We start from the raw sequence: 15,466 nt of genomic DNA, 5'->3' as shown, positions 1-15,466 counted from the left end.
GTCGCCGGCGCAGGCGGCGGCCGTCGACGCCGCGGCGGCGCGGCTGACGGACCGCGCGCCGACCGGCATGGGCACCCTGTTCAAGGCCCTCGCCCTCGCCCATCCTCGCCTCGCCCTCCCCGCCTTCGATTCGTGACGTCGCAAAGCCGGAGCACGCCCATGACCACCGTCCCGACCGTGGAGTCGCCAGCCCTCGCCGGACTTCCGGGGGTGCGCCACGCCTTCTTCACGCGGGCGGGCGGGGTCTCCACCGGCGTGCTCACGAGCCTCAACGGCGGGCTCGGGGCCGACGACGCCCGCGAGAACGTGCTGGAGAACCGGGCGCGCATGGCGCGGACGCTCGGGCTGGAGCCCGGCCGCATCGCGCTGCCGTGGCAGGTGCATTCCGCCGACGTCGCGGTGGCGACGGGCCCGTGGGCCCGCGAACAGGCGCCCCATGTGGACGCGGTGGTGACGTCGACGCCCGGCCTCGCGGTCGCGGTCACCATCGCCGATTGCGGGCCGATCCTGTTCGCCGATCCGGAGGCGCGGGTGGTGGCGGCGGCGCATGCGGGCTGGCAGGGCGCGTTCAAGGGCGTGGCTGAGGCGACGCTCGTGGAGATGGAGCGGCTCGGCGCGAGGCGCGAGCGCGTCACCGCCGTCCTCGGCCCCTGCATCCGGCAGGCGAGCTACGAGGTCGGCCCGGAGTTCGCGGCCCGCTTCGTGGCGCAGGACGCCGACAACGCCCGCTTCTTCGAACCCTCGGGCAAGCCCGGCCAGGCGCTGTTCGATCTCGCGGGCTATGTGGTCGCCCGCCTGACGGCCGCCGGCGTCGGGACCGTGGACGACGTCGGGCTCGACACCTACGCCGACGAGGACCGCTTCTTCAGCTACCGCCGCGCCACCCATCGGGGCGAGGCGGATTACGGCCGGCTCGTCGCCGCCATCGCCCTCATGTGACGCTTTAACCGCACTGACACCAGCCATGCGCTAAACCGCGTGGGCAGGCGCTCACGATCGGTTGAGACGGTCTGGAATTGTTGTTAAGAGCCGCGCGTCTTCCGGTCCCGGAGCGGGACGGCGCATGAGGCGCATGAAGGCCGGCTGCCCGCACGGGCGCGCGTTAGACGAGGTCATGGGATAATGAAGGTCGTCGCCGGCAATTCGAACCGCCCGCTCGCGGAAGCCATCGCCGCCTATCTGGCGACGCCGCTGACCCGCTGCAACGTGCGCCGCTTCGCGGACATGGAGGTCTTCGTCGAGATCCTCGAGAACGTGCGCGGCGAGGATGTGTTCGTCGTGCAGTCGACCTCGTTCCCGGCGAACGACCACCTGATGGAGCTGCTGATCATCATCGACGCGCTGCGCCGCTCCTCGGCGCGCCGCATCACGGCGGTGATGCCCTATTTCGGCTACGCTCGTCAGGACCGTCGCTCCTCCGGCCGCACCCCGATCTCCGCCAAGCTCGTCGCCAACATGATCACCCAGGCCGGCGCCGACCGGGTGATGACGCTGGACCTGCACGCCGGCCAGATCCAGGGCTTCTTCGACATCCCGACCGACAACCTGTTCGCGGCGCCGGTGATGGTGCGCGACATCAAGGATCGGCTGCCGCTCGACAACGTCATGGTGGTGTCGCCGGACGTGGGCGGCGTGGTGCGCGCCCGCGCCATCGCCAAGCGCATCGACGCCCAGCTCGCCATCGTGGACAAGCGCCGCGAGCGGCCGGGCGAGAGCGAGGTGATGAACGTCATCGGCGACGTGGAAGGCCGCTCCTGCATCCTCGTGGACGACATCGTGGATTCCGGCGGCACGCTGGTGAACGCCGCCGACGCCCTGCTCGCGAACGGCGCGAAGGAGGTCTACGCCTACCTGACCCACGGCGTGCTCTCCGGCGGCGCGGTCGCCCGCGTCACCGCCTCGCGCATCAAGGAAATGGTGGTGACGGATTCGATCCTCGCCACCGAAGCCGTGCGCGTCGCCAAGAACATCCGCGTGGTGTCGATCGCCACCCTGATCGGCGAGGCCATCGCCCGCACCTCGTCCGAAGAGTCGGTCTCCAGCCTGTTCGACTGACCCCGGCGCAGACGATCGTCGCGCCGTTGAGCGATCGCTAACCGTGTTTTGAGCCGCCGACTCCGCCCTTAACGACCCGGTCACTTCCCGACTGGCATACCAAGCCTGATAACGATAACAGGCCCGGTCATGCTCAAGGTCGTCGGTTGTTTTGTGGATCAGCACAGCTATGGGCTGGTCGCTCTCGCCGCGCTCGTGTGCGCGGTGTCGTCGTTGGCGGCGATCCGCCTGATGCGCTACGCCGCCGCCCGCAGCGGCGGGGCGCGGCGCGTGTGGCTCGCGATCGCGTCGCTCTCCACCGGCGCCGGCGCCTGGGCCACCCACTTCATCGCCATGCTGGCGTTCCAGCCGGGCGTGCCCACCGGCTACGACGTCTCGATCACTGCGCTGTCGCTCGTGCTCGCGATCGGGCTGACCGGGCTTGGCCTCTGGGTCTCGATCGGCCGGCGCCCGGCGCTCGGCGGGGCCGTGTTCGGCGCGGGCGTCGCGGCGATGCACTTCACGGGCATGGCCGCGTTCCAGGTCCAGGGCGCGCTCACCTGGGACATGCCCCTCGTGGTCACGGCGATCGTCTCCGGCGCCCTGTTCGGCGCGATCGCGCTGCCGGTCGCCCGCTCCGCGTCCCCTATGCGCGCCCATGTGGGCGGCGCGCTGCTGCTGATCCTCGCGATCTGCTCGCTGCATTTCACCGCCATGGGCGCGGTGGTCATCACGCCGGATCCGCGCATTTCCGTCCCCCTCACCGCGCTGCCCACCAAGTGGCTCGCGGTCGGCGTGGCCTTCGCCGCGTTCTGCGTGCTGGTGATGGGCTTCGCCGCGCTACTTCTCGACGTGCGTGAGCGCCGCAAGATCGCGCTGGAGCGCCATCGCCTCCAGAGCCTCGCCAACGCCTCGGCCGAAGGGCTGCTGATCTGCAACAGCCGGCGCATCCTGCACGCGAACGAGAACCTCGCGGAGATGCTCGGGCTCGAGCCGGCGGCGCTCGCGCGCATTCCGCTCTCGACGCTGCTGTCCTTGCGCCCGCAGGAGCTGACGGCGCACGCCAGCGCCCCCGACCCGCTGCGCACGGAGCTGCGCGACAGCGCCGGCGCGGACGTTCCGGTCGAGATCTACATCCGTCCGATCGAGCTGTCCCAGCAGCCCCATTTCGCCATCGCGATCCGGGACCTGCGCGCGCAGCTCGCCGCGGAGGCCGAAATCCGCAAGCTCGCGCTCTATGACAGCCTGACCGGACTGTTCAACCGCTCCAGCTTCCACCAGCGGCTCGAGGACGCCGTGCAGTCGGCCGCCCTCCTGAGCGGAAAGCTGGCGGTTCTGTGCATCGACCTCGACCGCTTCAAGCAGGTGAACGACCTGTTCGGCCACGCCGCCGGCGACCGGCTGCTGCGGTCGGTGGGCGAGGCGCTGTCGTCGGCGCTCGGCGACGGCGAGGTGGCGGCGAGGCTCGGCGGCGACGAGTTCGCGATCCTCGCGCCGGTGGATCACCCCATCAACGCCGGCGCCGTGGCCGAGCGCGTGCTGAACGCGCTGGCGCGGGCCGGCGGCGAGCACGCGGGGCACGTGCAGGCGAGCATCGGCGTGGCCGTGTTCCCCGACGACGCCTACGACCCCCCGTCTCTGCTGCACAACGCCGACGTGGCGCTCTACCGGGCGAAGGCCGAGCAGCTCGGCGGCTACCGCTTCTTCGAGCAGACCATGAGCGACGAGCTCAACGACCGCCGCCAGATCGAGCACGACCTGCGCCATGCGGCGGACCGGGGCGAGCTCTATATGGTCTACCAGCCCCAGGCGGCCGTCGCCTCCAGCGCCATCGTCGGCTTCGAGGCGCTGGTGCGGTGGCGCCGCCCCGGCCACGGGCAGATGTCGCCTGCGATCTTCATCCCGCTCGCGGAGGAATGCGGCGCCATTCTTCCCATCGGCGAATGGGTGCTGCGGGCGGTCTGCAAGGAGGCCGCCGGCTGGCCGAACCCGCTGTCGGTGGCGGTGAACGTCTCCCCGGTCCAGCTGCACACGCCGAACTTCGTGGCGCTGGTGCACACGGTGTTGCTGGAGACCGGCCTGTCGCCTCGGCGGCTTGAGATCGAGATCACCGAAACCGCGCTGGTCCGCGACTTCGCGCGCACGCTCGCCACGCTGCGGCAGCTGAAGGCGCTCGGCGTGCGCATCGCCATGGACGATTTCGGCACGGGCTACTCGTCGCTGTCGAACCTGCGGGCCTTCCCCTTCGACAAGATCAAGATCGACCGCTCCTTCGTGAGCGCGGTCGACACCAACCAGCAGGCCGCCGCCATCGTGCGCTCGGTGCTGGGGCTCGGCCGCGGGCTCGGGCTGCCGGTGATGGCGGAGGGCGTGGAGACGCAGGCGGAGCTTCTGTTCCTGCAGTCGGAGGCCTGCGACGGCGCGCAGGGCTATTTCCTCGGCCGCCCCGGCCCGATCGACCAGTTCGCCCATCTGACGCGCGCGAACCTTCACGCGCCCGCGCCGGACGTCGAGACGCCGCCGGCCGCCGCCTGATTGCGCGGAAAGGGCGTTTCTGTTAGGGAAGCGCCGCGGCGTCCCACACCCCTGGAGGGGTTCGCCGCGAAGGGCCGTCCGCTTCGGGCGGCCGTTTCTTTTGGAGACTGACACCCATGACCGCCACCAAGGCCCTCAAGGCTGAGCTGCGCGAGAAGGCCGGCAAGGGGGCCGCCCGCGCTCTCCGTCGTGCTGGCAAGATCCCCGCCGTGATCTACGGCGACAAGAAGGCGCCCGTCGGCATCGCGCTCGACGGCCACGAGCTGTTCAAGCTGCTGCACGCCGGCGGCTTCAAGACCACCGTGTTCGAGATCGACACCGGCAAGGGCAAGGAGCGCGCCATTCCGCGCGACTACCAGCGCGACCCGGTCAGCGACGTGCTGCTGCATGTGGACTTCTTCCGCGTCTCCGCCTCTTCGGTGGTCGACGTCGAGGTGCCGGTGCACTTCCTCAACGAGGAAGACGCTCCGGGTCTGAAGCGCGGCGGCGTCCTGAACGTCGTGCTGCATTCGGTGGCCGTGAAGGCGGGCGTCGACAACATTCCGGCCGCGATCGAAGTGGACCTGAAGGGTCTCGAGATCGGCGACATCGTGCACGCCTCCGCCGTCAAGCTCCCGTCCGGCGTGGAGTTCGCCGCCGAGAACCTCGACGAGCTCACCATCGCCACCATCGCCGCGCCGACCGTGGTCGCGGAAGAGGCGGCCGAGGAGCAGGCCGAGGCCGAAGCCGAGAACCGCGGCGAGACGACCGAGTCCGACGAGGCCCCGGCCGAAGAGAAGCCGTCCGAGGACTGATCCTCGGCTTCAGCGGGAGCGTTCGCTCATGCTGCTCCTGGTCGGGCTCGGCAATCCGGGCCCGAAATACGAGAAGAACCGGCACAACATCGGCTTCATGGCCGTTGACCGGATCGCGCCCCGCCACGGCTTCGGCCCGTGGCGGGCGCGCTTTCAGGGCGACGCGGCGGAGGGCGCCCTCGGCGGCGAAAAGGCCCTGCTGCTGAAACCCCGCACCTACATGAACGAGAGCGGCCGGTCGGTCGCGGAAGCGGCGCGCTTCTTCAAGATCCCCGTATCCCACATCGTCGCGCTGCACGACGAGCTCGACCTGGCGCCCGCCAAGCTGCGGGTGAAGGTGGGCGGCGGCAACGCCGGCCACAACGGCCTGCGCTCCATCACCGCCCATATGGGCAACGACTACAAGCGGCTGCGGCTCGGCATCGGCCATCCGGGCGACAAGGCGCTGGTCCACTCCTATGTGCTGAACGACTTCGGCAAGGCGGAGATGGAGTGGGTGGACGTGCTGACCGACGCCGTCGCCGACGCCGCCGACCTGCTCGCCAAGCCGGACGACGCCGGCCTGCAGAACAAGGTCCATCTGCGGATGGAGGCCGCGGGCTTCGCGGAGGTGATGCGCCTCGGCGCGCGGCCTTGACGCTCGACCACGAAAACACGAACTTCGTGGCGTAAGGAGGATCGCGGCCATGAAGAACGTCACGATCACCATGGACGAGGACGTGCTGGCCTGGGTCCGGATCGAGGCGGCGAAGCGCGGAGAAAGCGTGTCGCGCTTCCTCGGTGAAACGATCGCGGCGCAGCGCGCCGCCGCCGGCCGCGACCAGCGGGACGAGGAGCGCGCCGCGCTGGAGCGTTTCCTGTCAGGCCCCGGTTTTCCGGGCGCGGGAGCCGCGTGGCCGGGCAGAGAGGAGCTTTATGCCGACCGGAAAAGCGACCTGCTTCGTCGACACGAACATCCTGATCTACGCAGTCGATCCGAAGGAGACTGAAAAGCGCGCCATTGCGGCGTCGCTCATCCGGAACGCCGCCCTCTCGGAGTCTCTAGTGCTGAGCCCGCAGTCCCTGAACGAGTGCTACCGGGTCCTGACCGAGCGGCTGAAAAGCGCCAGCCGTTCGGACGCGCGGGACTACTGCCGTGTCTTCGTCCGCCACTGCACCGCGCCGCTGACCTTCGCCACGACGGCGGAGGCCTGGCGCATTCAGGACGCATGCGGCTTTTCCTGGTGGGATTGCACGCTTCTCGCCTCGGCTTCCCTCGCGGGCTGCGGTCTGTTCTACAGCGAGGATCTGCAACACGGCCGCCGCATCGGCGACCTCGAGATTCGCAATCCGTTCGCGTCGGCCTGACGCCGACCCTTTCTTCAATAAGGCCAAATTCCCATGGGCTTCAAATGCGGCATCGTCGGCCTGCCGAACGTCGGCAAGTCGACCCTCTTCAACGCGCTGACGCAGACCGCCGCCGCCCAGGCCGCGAACTATCCGTTCTGCACCATCGAGCCGAACGTGGGCGAGGTGGCGGTGCCCGATCCGCGCCTCGTGGAGCTCGCCGCGATCGCGGGCTCGAAGGAGATCATCCCGACCCGCCTCACCTTCGTGGACATCGCGGGCCTCGTGCGCGGCGCGTCCAAGGGCGAAGGCCTCGGCAACCAGTTCCTCGCCCACATCCGCGAGGTGGACGCCATCGCCTATGTGCTGCGCTGCTTCGAGGACGACGACATCACCCATGTGGAAGGCCGGATCGACCCGCTCTCCGACGCGGAGACGGTGGAGACCGAGCTGATGGTCGCCGACCTCGAAAGCCTCGAGAAGCGTGTCGGCGCGCTGGAGAAGCGCGCCCGCAGCAACGACAAGGAAGCCAAGGAGCAGCTCGATCTGGTGAACCGGGTGCTGCCGCTGCTGCGCGACGGCAAGCCCGCCCGCCTCGCCAAGATCGCCGAGGACGAGCGCGTCGCATTCGAGGGCCTGAACCTGCTCACCTCCAAGCCGGTGCTCTACGTCTCGAACGTGGACGAGGGCTCCGCCGCCACCGGCAACGCCTTCTCCGCCCGCGTCGACGAGAGCGCCAAGGCCGAAGGCGCGGTCTCGGTCGCCATCTCCGCCAAGATCGAGAGCGAGATCGCGGTGCTGCCGGAGGACGAGCGCAAGGAGTATCTTGAGGCGCTCGGCCTTGAGCAGCCCGGCCTCGACCGGCTCATCAACGCCGGCTACCAGCTGCTCGGCCTCGTGACCTACTTCACGGTCGGCCCCAAGGAGACCCGCGCCTGGACCATCGAGCGCGGCACCCGCGCCCCGCAGGCGGCGGGCGTGATTCATTCCGACTTCGAGAAGGGCTTCATCCGCGCCGAGACCATCGCCTACGCCGACTATGTGGCGCTCAAGGGCGAGACGGGCGCGAAGGAGGCCGGCAAGATGCGGCTGGAAGGCAAGGACTATGTGGTCGCCGACGGCGACGTGCTGCACTTCCGCTTCGCCAACTGACCCTACTGTGTAGACGCACAGACGCCGGGGCGCCATCATCGGCGCCCCGATCCCGCGAAAGGCGAGGACCATGGCCGCGCCGCGTTACGCCTATGAGGACTTCCGCCCCGGCGACCGGGCGGAGTATGGCGGGCTGATCGTCGAGCGCGACGAGATGCTGGCCTTCGCCCGCGAGTTCGATCCGCAGCCGATGCATCTGTCGGAGGAGGCGGCGCGGGCCAGCATGCTGGGCGAGCTGATCGCCTCCGGCTGGCAGACCGCGGCGCTCGCCATGCGCATGCATTGCGACCAGTGGCTGGCGGATTCGACCTCTCTGGGATCGCCCGGCGTGGACAGCCTGGAATGGCTGCGGCCGGTCAAAGCCGGCGACCGGCTCAGCGTGCTGAGCGAGGTGCTCGCCGCCCGCGTATCAGCCAGCAGGCCGGATCGGGGGATCGTCACCTTCCGCTTCGAGGTCGTGAACCAGCACGGCGACATCGTCCTGCGGCAGGTGGGGCCGATCCTGTTCGGCCGCCGGAACGCGGAGGCCGCCTGATGTATCTCGAGGACTTCCGCGTCGGCGACCGGGCCGAGATCGGCGCGCATCTGTTCACCACCGACGACATCCTGCGCTTCGCCAGAACCTACGACACGCAGGCGTTCCACCTGTCGGAGGAGGCCGGGCGGGCCGGTCCGTTCAAGGGCCTCGCGGCGTCCGGCTGGCACACCTGCGCGGTGTGGATGAAGCTGACGGTGGCCTACAATGTCCGCGTCGCGCGGGAGCGGATGGCGGCGGGCCTGCCGGTCGGGCGCTTCGGCCCCTCCCCCGGCTTCCGCGAGCTGAAATGGAGCGCGCCGGTGATGGCCGGCGACACGCTGACCTATTTCGCCGAGGTGGTGGAGGCGCGGCCGAGCGGCTCCCGCCCCGGCTGGGGCCTGCTCACCGCCCGCAACACCGCCGTGAACCAGCATGGCGTGCAGGCGCTGTCCTTCGTCAGCGCGGTGTTTGTGGAGCGCCGTCCCGACGCGGGCGTCTGACGAAGGTCCGTTCCGACTCACTTGCGGGGACGCAGCCCGGCGGGCCACCATGCGCGCGGACGGTTCAGGGGGTCGGACACGCTCATGACTGGCGGCGCAAAGGCGCGCGGGGACGCTCCGGAGTTTCCCGCCTTCTCCGAAGCGCCCACTTCGCCCAAAAGTCACGCGCAGCCGGCGCCTAAAGAAAAGGCGCCCCATTACGCCGGCCACCGCGAGCGGCTGCGCCAGCGCTTCCTCGACTCCGGCCCCGACGCCCTGCCCGATTACGAGCTGATGGAGCTGGTGCTGTTCCGCACCATTCCGCAGAGGGACGTGAAGCCGCTCGCCAAGGAGCTGATCGCCACCTTCGGCTCCTTCGCCGAGGCGCTGGCCGCGCCCGCCGCGCGGCTGACCGAGGTCAAGGGCGTGAAAGACGCGACCGCGACCGACTTCAAGATCGTGGAGGCCGCGGCGCGGCGGCTCGCCAAGGGCGCCATCGGCAAGCGGCCCATGCTGTCGTCGTGGTCGTCCGTGCTGGATTACTGCCGCACGGCCATGGCCTTCGACGAACGGGAGCGCTTCCGCATCCTGTTCCTCGACAAGAAGAACGCCCTCATCGCCGATGAGGTGCAGCAGAGCGGCACGGTGGACCACACCCCGGTCTATCCGCGCGAGGTGGTGCGCCGCGCGCTGGAGCTTGGCGCCACGGCGCTGATCTTGGTGCACAACCACCCGTCCGGCGATCCGACTCCGAGCCGCGCCGACATCGACATGACGCGGACCATCGCCGATATCGCCAAGCCGCTCGGCATCGCGCTGCACGACCATGTGATCGTCGGGCGGGACGGGCATGCCAGCTTTCGGGCTTTAAAACTGTTCTGAACTAAAATTGGGCGGCGGCGTTGCATTCAAAATGTGCAACGCCCCCCTTTTCCCGCGCCGCCGCGGGATTAGCATCTGTCCTCGAAGCAACCAGCGAAAGGCCGCCGCTTGAGCACCGCCCCCTTCGACGAGATGACCCTCGCCGACGGCTCCGTCCGACAGGCTTACGCGAAACTCGCGGAGTGGCTTAAAAGCGCGCCGGCGGACCTGCTGAACTACCGCGTCGAGGAAGCGGAGCTGCTGTTCCGGCGCATCGGCATCACCTTCGCGGTCTATGGCGACCAGCAGGCCACCGAGCGGCTGATCCCGTTCGACATCATCCCCCGCATCCTGACCGCGGCCGAGTGGACCACCCTGTCCCGCGGGCTCGAACAGCGGGTAGACGCGCTCAACCGCTACATCGCCGACGTCTACGGCAAGCGCGAGATCCTGAAGGCCGGGATCATCCCCGAGGACCTCGTGTTCCAGAACGCGGCGTTCCGGCCGGAGATGGCGGGCAAGGGCGTGCCGCACGACCTCTGGGTCCACATCGCCGGCATCGACATCGTGCGCGTGGACGCCGACACCTTCTACGTGCTGGAGGACAACGCCCGCACCCCGTCCGGCGTGTCCTACATGCTGGAAAACCGCGAGGTGATGATCCGGCTGTTCCCGGAGCTGTTCGCCCAGCACCGCATCGCGCCGGTCGAGCGCTATGCCGACGAGCTGCTCGCCACCCTGCGCTCCATCGCGCCGCGCTCGGCCCCGGCGGAGCCGAACGTGGTGCTGCTGACGCCCGGCATCTACAACTCGGCCTATTACGAGCACTCGTTCCTCGCCGACAAGCTCGGCATCGAGCTGGTCGAGGGCCGCGACCTGTTCGTCCGCGACGACGTGGTCTACATGCGCACCACCGAGGGTCCGCAGCGGGTCGACGTGATCTACCGCCGCCTCGACGACGAGTTCCTGGATCCGCTTGTGTTCCGCCCCGACAGCGCGCTCGGCGTGCCGGGGCTGATGTCCGCTTACCACGCCCAGAACGTGACGCTGACCAACGCGGTCGGCACCGGCGTCGCGGACGACAAGGCCATCTACAGCTACATGCCGGAGATCATCCGGTTCTATCTCGGCGAAGAGCCGATGCTGAAGAACGTGCCCACCTATCGCTGCCGCGAGCCCGAGGCGCTGGCCTATGTGCTGGAGCATCTGGAGGAGCTGGTGGTGAAGGAGGTGCACGGCTCCGGCGGCTACGGCATGCTGGTCGGCCCCCACGCCTCGAAGGAGCAGGTGGAGCTGTTCCGCGCCAAGCTGAAGGCCTCGCCCGCGGGCTTCATCGCCCAGCCGACGCTCGCGCTCTCCACCTGCCCGACCTACGTCAATTCCGGCGTCGCGCCCCGGCACGTGGACCTGCGCCCCTTCGTGCTGACCGGCTCGGACGGCGTGCGCATCGTGCCGGGCGGACTGACGCGCGTCGCCATGCGCGAGGGCTCGCTGGTGGTGAACTCCAGCCAGGGCGGCGGAACGAAGGACACATGGGTGCTCGACGAATGACCAGCGGACCACGACACACGGAGCCGCGCCCATGCTGAGCCGCACCGCCGAAAACCTGTTCTGGCTGTCCCGCTATGTCGAGCGGGCGGAATCACTCGCCCGCATTCTGGAGGCGACCCAGCGCCTCGCCTCGCTGCCCGTCGCCTATGCCGGCTCCACCAACGAGTGGGAGAGCGCGCTCGCCGCCGCCGGCGCCTTGCAGGCCTTCGCCGAGAAGCATGAGGAAGCGACCGCCGAGACGGTGGTGGACTATCTCGTGTTCGACACCGGCAATCCGTCCTCGGTGGTGAACTGCTTCGAGGTGGCGCGCCACAACGCCCGCGCGGTGCGCACCGCGCTGACCATGGAGATGTGGGAGACCATCAACGGCGCCTGGCTGGAGCTGCGCCGCCGGCCGGACCGCAAGCTGCTGGGCGAGGAGCTGACGCGCTTCCTCGGCTGGGTGAAGGAGGTCGGGCTGCGCTTCGACGGCTCCGCCTCGCGGACCATGCTTCGCAACGACATCTACAGCTTCTCGCGGCTCGGCATGCTGCTCGAACGCGCCGACAACACCGCCCGCATCCTCGACGTGAAGTACCATCTGCTGCTGCCCGAGGAGACCAAGGTCGGCGGCGGCCTCGACTACTACCAGTGGTCGGCGATCCTGCGCGCGGTCTCGGCGCTCAACAGCTACCACTGGGTCTACCGTCAGAGCCTCAAGCCCTGGCTGATCGCGGACCTGCTGATCCTCAACGACCAGATGCCGCGCTCGCTCGCCGCCTGCTACAACGACATGACCCGCCACCTCGACGACCTGTCGCGCGGCTACGGCCGTCAGGGGCCGTCCCAGCGCATCGCCCGCGCCACCCGCGCCCGGCTGGAGAACGCCAAGATCGAGGAGATCTTCCAGACCGGGCTGCATGAGTTCGTGACGAGCTTCATCTCGGACAACAACCGGCTCGGCAGCGCCATCACCGAACAGTATCTCGCATGACGCCCGCGGAGTCCGTGACGCCATGCGCCTGAAGATCCGGCACGAAACCGTCTATCGCTACGAGGCCCCCGCCGGCTCCGTCACCCAGACGCTCAGGATGACGCCGCGGAACTTCGAGGGCCAGCACGTCATCCGCTGGCGCCTCGACGTGGACCACGACTGCCGGCTGCGCTCGTCGCAGGACGCCTTCGGCAACGTCACCCACGTGTTCGTGGTGGACGGCCCGGTGGACGAGCTCTCCGTGCTGGTGGAGGGCGAGGTGGAGACGCAGGACGTGGCGGGCGTGGTCCGCTCCGCGGTGGAGCGCTTCCCGCCGGCGCTCTACCTGCGCGAGACGGATCTGACCGCCGCGGACCGCGACATCGCCACCTTCGCCGAGCAGGTGCGGGAGGAGACCGGCGACGAGCCGCTCGCGCTGCTCCACGGCCTGCTGGAGGCGATCCACTCCGAGATCGCCTTCGACCCCACCCCGTCGGAGAGCGACGTGGTGGCGGCGGAGACGTTTCGGCGCAAGCGCGGGCTCTGCCAGGACCTGACCCACGTGTTTCTGGTGGCGGCCCGCCATCTCGGAACGCCGGCGCGCTACGTCAGCGGCTACATCCACGACGTGGATCCGGCCACCGCCCACGACGCCGGTCACGCCTGGGCGGAGGCCCATGTTCCGGGGCTCGGCTGGGTGGCCTTTGACCCGAGCCACAAGCTCTGCCCGACCGACGCCTATGTGCGGGTCGCGGTCGGCCTCGACTATTACGGCGCCGCGCCGTTCCGGGTCGCCTCCCATGGCGGGCTGGGCGAGAGCTTCACGGTAAAGGTCGCCGTCGAGGACGTCGCCGCCGCCCGCGGCTTCAGCCGGAAGTAACGGCTCGGCCTGAGATGGAGAAAAGACCCGCGCGTCGGACAGGACGCGCGGGCCTTTTCGTTCCGTGGGCGCAGTTCAGAGGCCGCGCCCCCGGTCGCAGATCGCAACAACGTCGCAGGCACTCGCCGTCATGCCCGCCGCATGGCGGGCATCCACGACTTTCTCGCGCGACGCTTGACCCGCGAAGTCGTGGATGCCCGAGACAAGCTCGGGCATGACGGTGTGCGGTCCGGGGCCGCGCTCCCATCCCCCTCAGTGCGCCAGCACCGCCAGCAGCAGCAGGGCGACGATGTTGGTGATCTTGATCATGGGGTTCACCGCCGGGCCGGCCGTGTCCTTGTAGGGGTCGCCCACCGTGTCGCCGGTCACCGCCGCCTTGTGGGCGTCGGAGCCCTTGCCGCCGTGGTGGCCGTCCTCGATGTACTTCTTGGCGTTGTCCCACGCGCCGCCGCCGGAGGTCATGGACAGCGCCACGAACAGGCCGGTGACGATGACGCCGAGCAGCATGGCGCCGACCGCCGAGAAGGCCTCGCTCTTGCCGGCCACCGCCAGCACGACGAAGTAAGCCACGATCGGCGACAGCACCGGCAGCAGCGAGGGCACGATCATCTCCTTGATCGCCGCCCGGGTCAGAAGGTCCACCGCGCGGCCGTAGTCCGGGCGGTCGCGGCCCTCTATAATGCCGGGCTTCTCCCGGAACTGCCGCCGCACCTCCTCCACGATCGCGCCCGCCGCGCGGCCGACCGCGGTCATGCCCATGGCGCCGAACAGGAACGGCAGCATGCCGCCGAACAGCAGGCCGACGACCACGTAGGGGTTGGCGAGCGAGAAATCGAGCGCCACGCCCGCGAAGTAGGGGTAGCGCTCGGCGTTGGCGATGAAGTGGTTCAGGTCCGAGGTGTAGGCCGCGAACAGCACCAGCGCGCCGAGCCCCGCCGAACCGATGGCGTAGCCCTTGGTGACCGCCTTGGTGGTGTTGCCGACCGCGTCCAGCGCGTCGGTGGAGGCGCGCACCTCCGGCGGCAGGCCCGCCATCTCCGCGATGCCGCCGGCGTTGTCCGTCACCGGGCCGAAGGCGTCGAGCGCCACCACGAAGCCCGCCAGCGCCAGCATGGCGGTGACGGCGATGGCGATGCCGAACAGGCCCGCCAGCGAATAGGTCACGATGATGCCGGCGATGATGACGAGCGCCGGCAGGGCGGTCGCCTCCAGCGACACGGCGAGCCCCTGGATCACGTTGGTGCCGTGGCCGGTCACCGAGGCCTGCGCGATGGAGCGCACCGGGCGGTAGCCGGTGCCGGTGTAATATTCGGTGATCACCACGATCAGGCCGGTGATGACGAGGCCGGTAACCGCGCACAGGAACAGGTCGAAGCCGGTGAAGGCGAGGCCGCCCACGGTGCGGTGCTCGGTGGTGAAGCCCACCAGCATGGCGGTCGCGAGCGCGATGCCGATCAGCGACAGGCCCGCCGCCGCGCCGAACCCGCGATAGAGCGCGCCCATGATCGACTGGTTCGCCGGCAGCTTGACGAAGAAGGTGCCCGCGATCGACGTGACGATGCAGACCGCGCAGATGCCGAGCGGATAGAGGATCAGGCGCGGCAGCGCCGGATCGCCGGCGAAGAAGATCGCCGCCAGCACCATGGTCGCGACCACGGTCACGGCGTAGGTCTCGAACAGGTCCGCCGCCATGCCGGCGCAGTCGCCGACATTGTCGCCCACGTTGTCGGCGATGGTGGCGGGGTTGCGCGGATCGTCCTCGGGGATGCCGGCCTCGACCTTGCCCACGAGGTCGCCGCCCACGTCCGCGCCCTTGGTGAAGATGCCGCCGCCGAGCCGGGCGAAGATCGAGATCAGCGAGGCGCCGAAGCCGAGCGCCACCAGCGCGTCGATCACCACCCGGTCGCCGGGCGCGTGGCCGAGGACGCCGGTCAGGATCGCGTAGTACACCGCGACGCCGAGCAGCGCGAGCCCGGCCACCAGCATGCCGGTGACCGCGCCCGACTTGAACGCGATCTCGAGCCCCGCCCCGAGCGAGCGAGAGGCGGCCTGCGCGGTGCGCACGTTCGCCCGCACCGAGACGTTCATGCCGATGAAGCCCGCCACCGCCGACAGCACCGCGCCGATCAGGAAGCCGATCGCGACCGTCATCGACAGGAAGACCGCGACCAGGACGAAGATGACGGCGCCCACCGCGCCGATGGTGGCGTATTGCCGGCGCAGATAGGCCTGCGCGCCCTCGGCGATCGCCTCGGCGATCTCCTGCATGCGGGGCGTTCCGGCGTCCGCCTCCACGACGGAGCGGATGGCCCATACGCCGTAGACGATGGAGAGAAGTCCAAGAAGGATGATCAGCGTCAGCGCCATGAAGCGGTTTCCTTGGGA

At 69.5% G+C, this 15,466-nt stretch carries 16 protein-coding genes; 14 read left to right on the top strand and 2 right to left on the bottom strand.

The annotated features are described in order from the left end of the window. Window positions 1-159: 159 nt before the first annotated feature. The 14 genes from pgeF (at window position 160) to ACFQ4O_RS04840 (ending at window position 13,081) form a co-directional block, all read left to right on the top strand. On the top strand, window positions 160-939 hold the full coding sequence (gene pgeF / locus ACFQ4O_RS04905) for a peptidoglycan editing factor PgeF (protein WP_378774534.1): 780 nt from the start codon (window positions 160-162) through the stop codon (window positions 937-939). Between the two features lie 183 nt (window positions 940-1,122). Next, a complete protein-coding gene (locus tag ACFQ4O_RS04900; protein ID WP_271203410.1) occupies window positions 1,123-2,055 on the top strand; it encodes a ribose-phosphate pyrophosphokinase in 933 nt (310 codons plus the stop codon). Between the two features lie 129 nt (window positions 2,056-2,184). Next, a complete protein-coding gene (locus tag ACFQ4O_RS04895) occupies window positions 2,185-4,569 on the top strand; it encodes an EAL domain-containing protein (RefSeq protein ID WP_378774533.1) in 2,385 nt (794 codons plus the stop codon). Between the two features lie 116 nt (window positions 4,570-4,685). Next, on the top strand, window positions 4,686-5,363 hold the full coding sequence (locus tag ACFQ4O_RS04890) for a 50S ribosomal protein L25/general stress protein Ctc (protein ID WP_378774532.1): 678 nt from the start codon (window positions 4,686-4,688) through the stop codon (window positions 5,361-5,363). A 28-nt stretch (window positions 5,364-5,391) separates the two neighbouring features. After that, window positions 5,392-6,000, top strand: a complete 609-nt coding sequence (pth, locus tag ACFQ4O_RS04885) for an aminoacyl-tRNA hydrolase (protein ID WP_378774531.1) — start codon at window positions 5,392-5,394, stop codon at window positions 5,998-6,000. 49 nt (window positions 6,001-6,049) lie between these two features. Next, entirely contained in the window at window positions 6,050-6,352 is a 303-nt protein-coding gene (locus ACFQ4O_RS04880; RefSeq protein ID WP_378774530.1) for a hypothetical protein, read from the top strand. Further along, window positions 6,279-6,710, top strand: coding sequence for a PIN domain-containing protein (locus ACFQ4O_RS04875; protein WP_378774529.1), 432 nt, complete (start codon window positions 6,279-6,281; stop codon window positions 6,708-6,710). The genes ACFQ4O_RS04880 and ACFQ4O_RS04875 overlap by 74 nt, the downstream gene beginning before the upstream one ends. A 33-nt stretch (window positions 6,711-6,743) precedes the next feature. Further along, the gene (ychF, locus tag ACFQ4O_RS04870; protein WP_378774527.1) at window positions 6,744-7,841 is read left to right on the top strand and encodes a redox-regulated ATPase YchF; all 1,098 of its coding nucleotides are present in this window, start codon (window positions 6,744-6,746) and stop codon (window positions 7,839-7,841) included. A 70-nt stretch (window positions 7,842-7,911) separates the two neighbouring features. Then, window positions 7,912-8,376, top strand: a complete 465-nt coding sequence (locus ACFQ4O_RS04865; protein ID WP_378774526.1) for a MaoC family dehydratase — start codon at window positions 7,912-7,914, stop codon at window positions 8,374-8,376. Next, a complete protein-coding gene (locus ACFQ4O_RS04860) occupies window positions 8,376-8,858 on the top strand; it encodes a MaoC family dehydratase (RefSeq protein WP_378774525.1) in 483 nt (160 codons plus the stop codon). The genes ACFQ4O_RS04865 and ACFQ4O_RS04860 overlap by 1 nt, the downstream gene beginning before the upstream one ends. 84 nt (window positions 8,859-8,942) lie before the next feature. Further along, a complete protein-coding gene (gene radC, locus ACFQ4O_RS04855) occupies window positions 8,943-9,719 on the top strand; it encodes a RadC family protein (RefSeq protein WP_378774524.1) in 777 nt (258 codons plus the stop codon). A gap of 132 nt (window positions 9,720-9,851) precedes the next feature. Continuing rightward, window positions 9,852-11,249, top strand: a complete 1,398-nt coding sequence (locus tag ACFQ4O_RS04850) for a circularly permuted type 2 ATP-grasp protein (protein WP_378774535.1) — start codon at window positions 9,852-9,854, stop codon at window positions 11,247-11,249. 31 nt (window positions 11,250-11,280) lie between these two features. Beyond that, window positions 11,281-12,222, top strand: coding sequence for an alpha-E domain-containing protein (locus tag ACFQ4O_RS04845; protein WP_378774523.1), 942 nt, complete (start codon window positions 11,281-11,283; stop codon window positions 12,220-12,222). Window positions 12,223-12,244: 22 nt separating this feature from the next. Continuing rightward, window positions 12,245-13,081 carry a transglutaminase family protein gene (locus tag ACFQ4O_RS04840; protein WP_378774522.1) on the top strand — a complete coding sequence of 279 codons (837 nt, stop codon included), beginning with the start codon at window positions 12,245-12,247 and terminating at the stop codon, window positions 13,079-13,081. A 75-nt stretch (window positions 13,082-13,156) separates the two neighbouring features. On the opposite strand, the gene ACFQ4O_RS04835 is transcribed toward ACFQ4O_RS04840, so the two are convergent. Together ACFQ4O_RS04835 and ACFQ4O_RS04830 are read right to left on the bottom strand one after the other, a co-directional pair. Continuing rightward, window positions 13,157-13,297, bottom strand: coding sequence for a hypothetical protein (locus tag ACFQ4O_RS04835; protein WP_378774521.1), 141 nt, complete (start codon window positions 13,295-13,297; stop codon window positions 13,157-13,159). Window positions 13,298-13,333: 36 nt separating this feature from the next. Further along, window positions 13,334-15,448 carry a sodium-translocating pyrophosphatase gene (locus tag ACFQ4O_RS04830; RefSeq protein ID WP_378774520.1) on the bottom strand — a complete coding sequence of 705 codons (2,115 nt, stop codon included), beginning with the start codon at window positions 15,446-15,448 and terminating at the stop codon, window positions 13,334-13,336. Window positions 15,449-15,466 lie beyond the last annotated feature (18 nt).

Origin of the sequence: Methylopila musalis (assembly GCF_042679725.1) — a bacterium.
Taxonomy (GTDB): Bacteria; Pseudomonadota; Alphaproteobacteria; order Rhizobiales; family Methylopilaceae; genus Methylopila; species Methylopila musalis.
The sequence above is the reverse complement of the archived record's forward strand: the minus strand, read 5'-3'. Positions and strand labels throughout refer to the sequence as shown.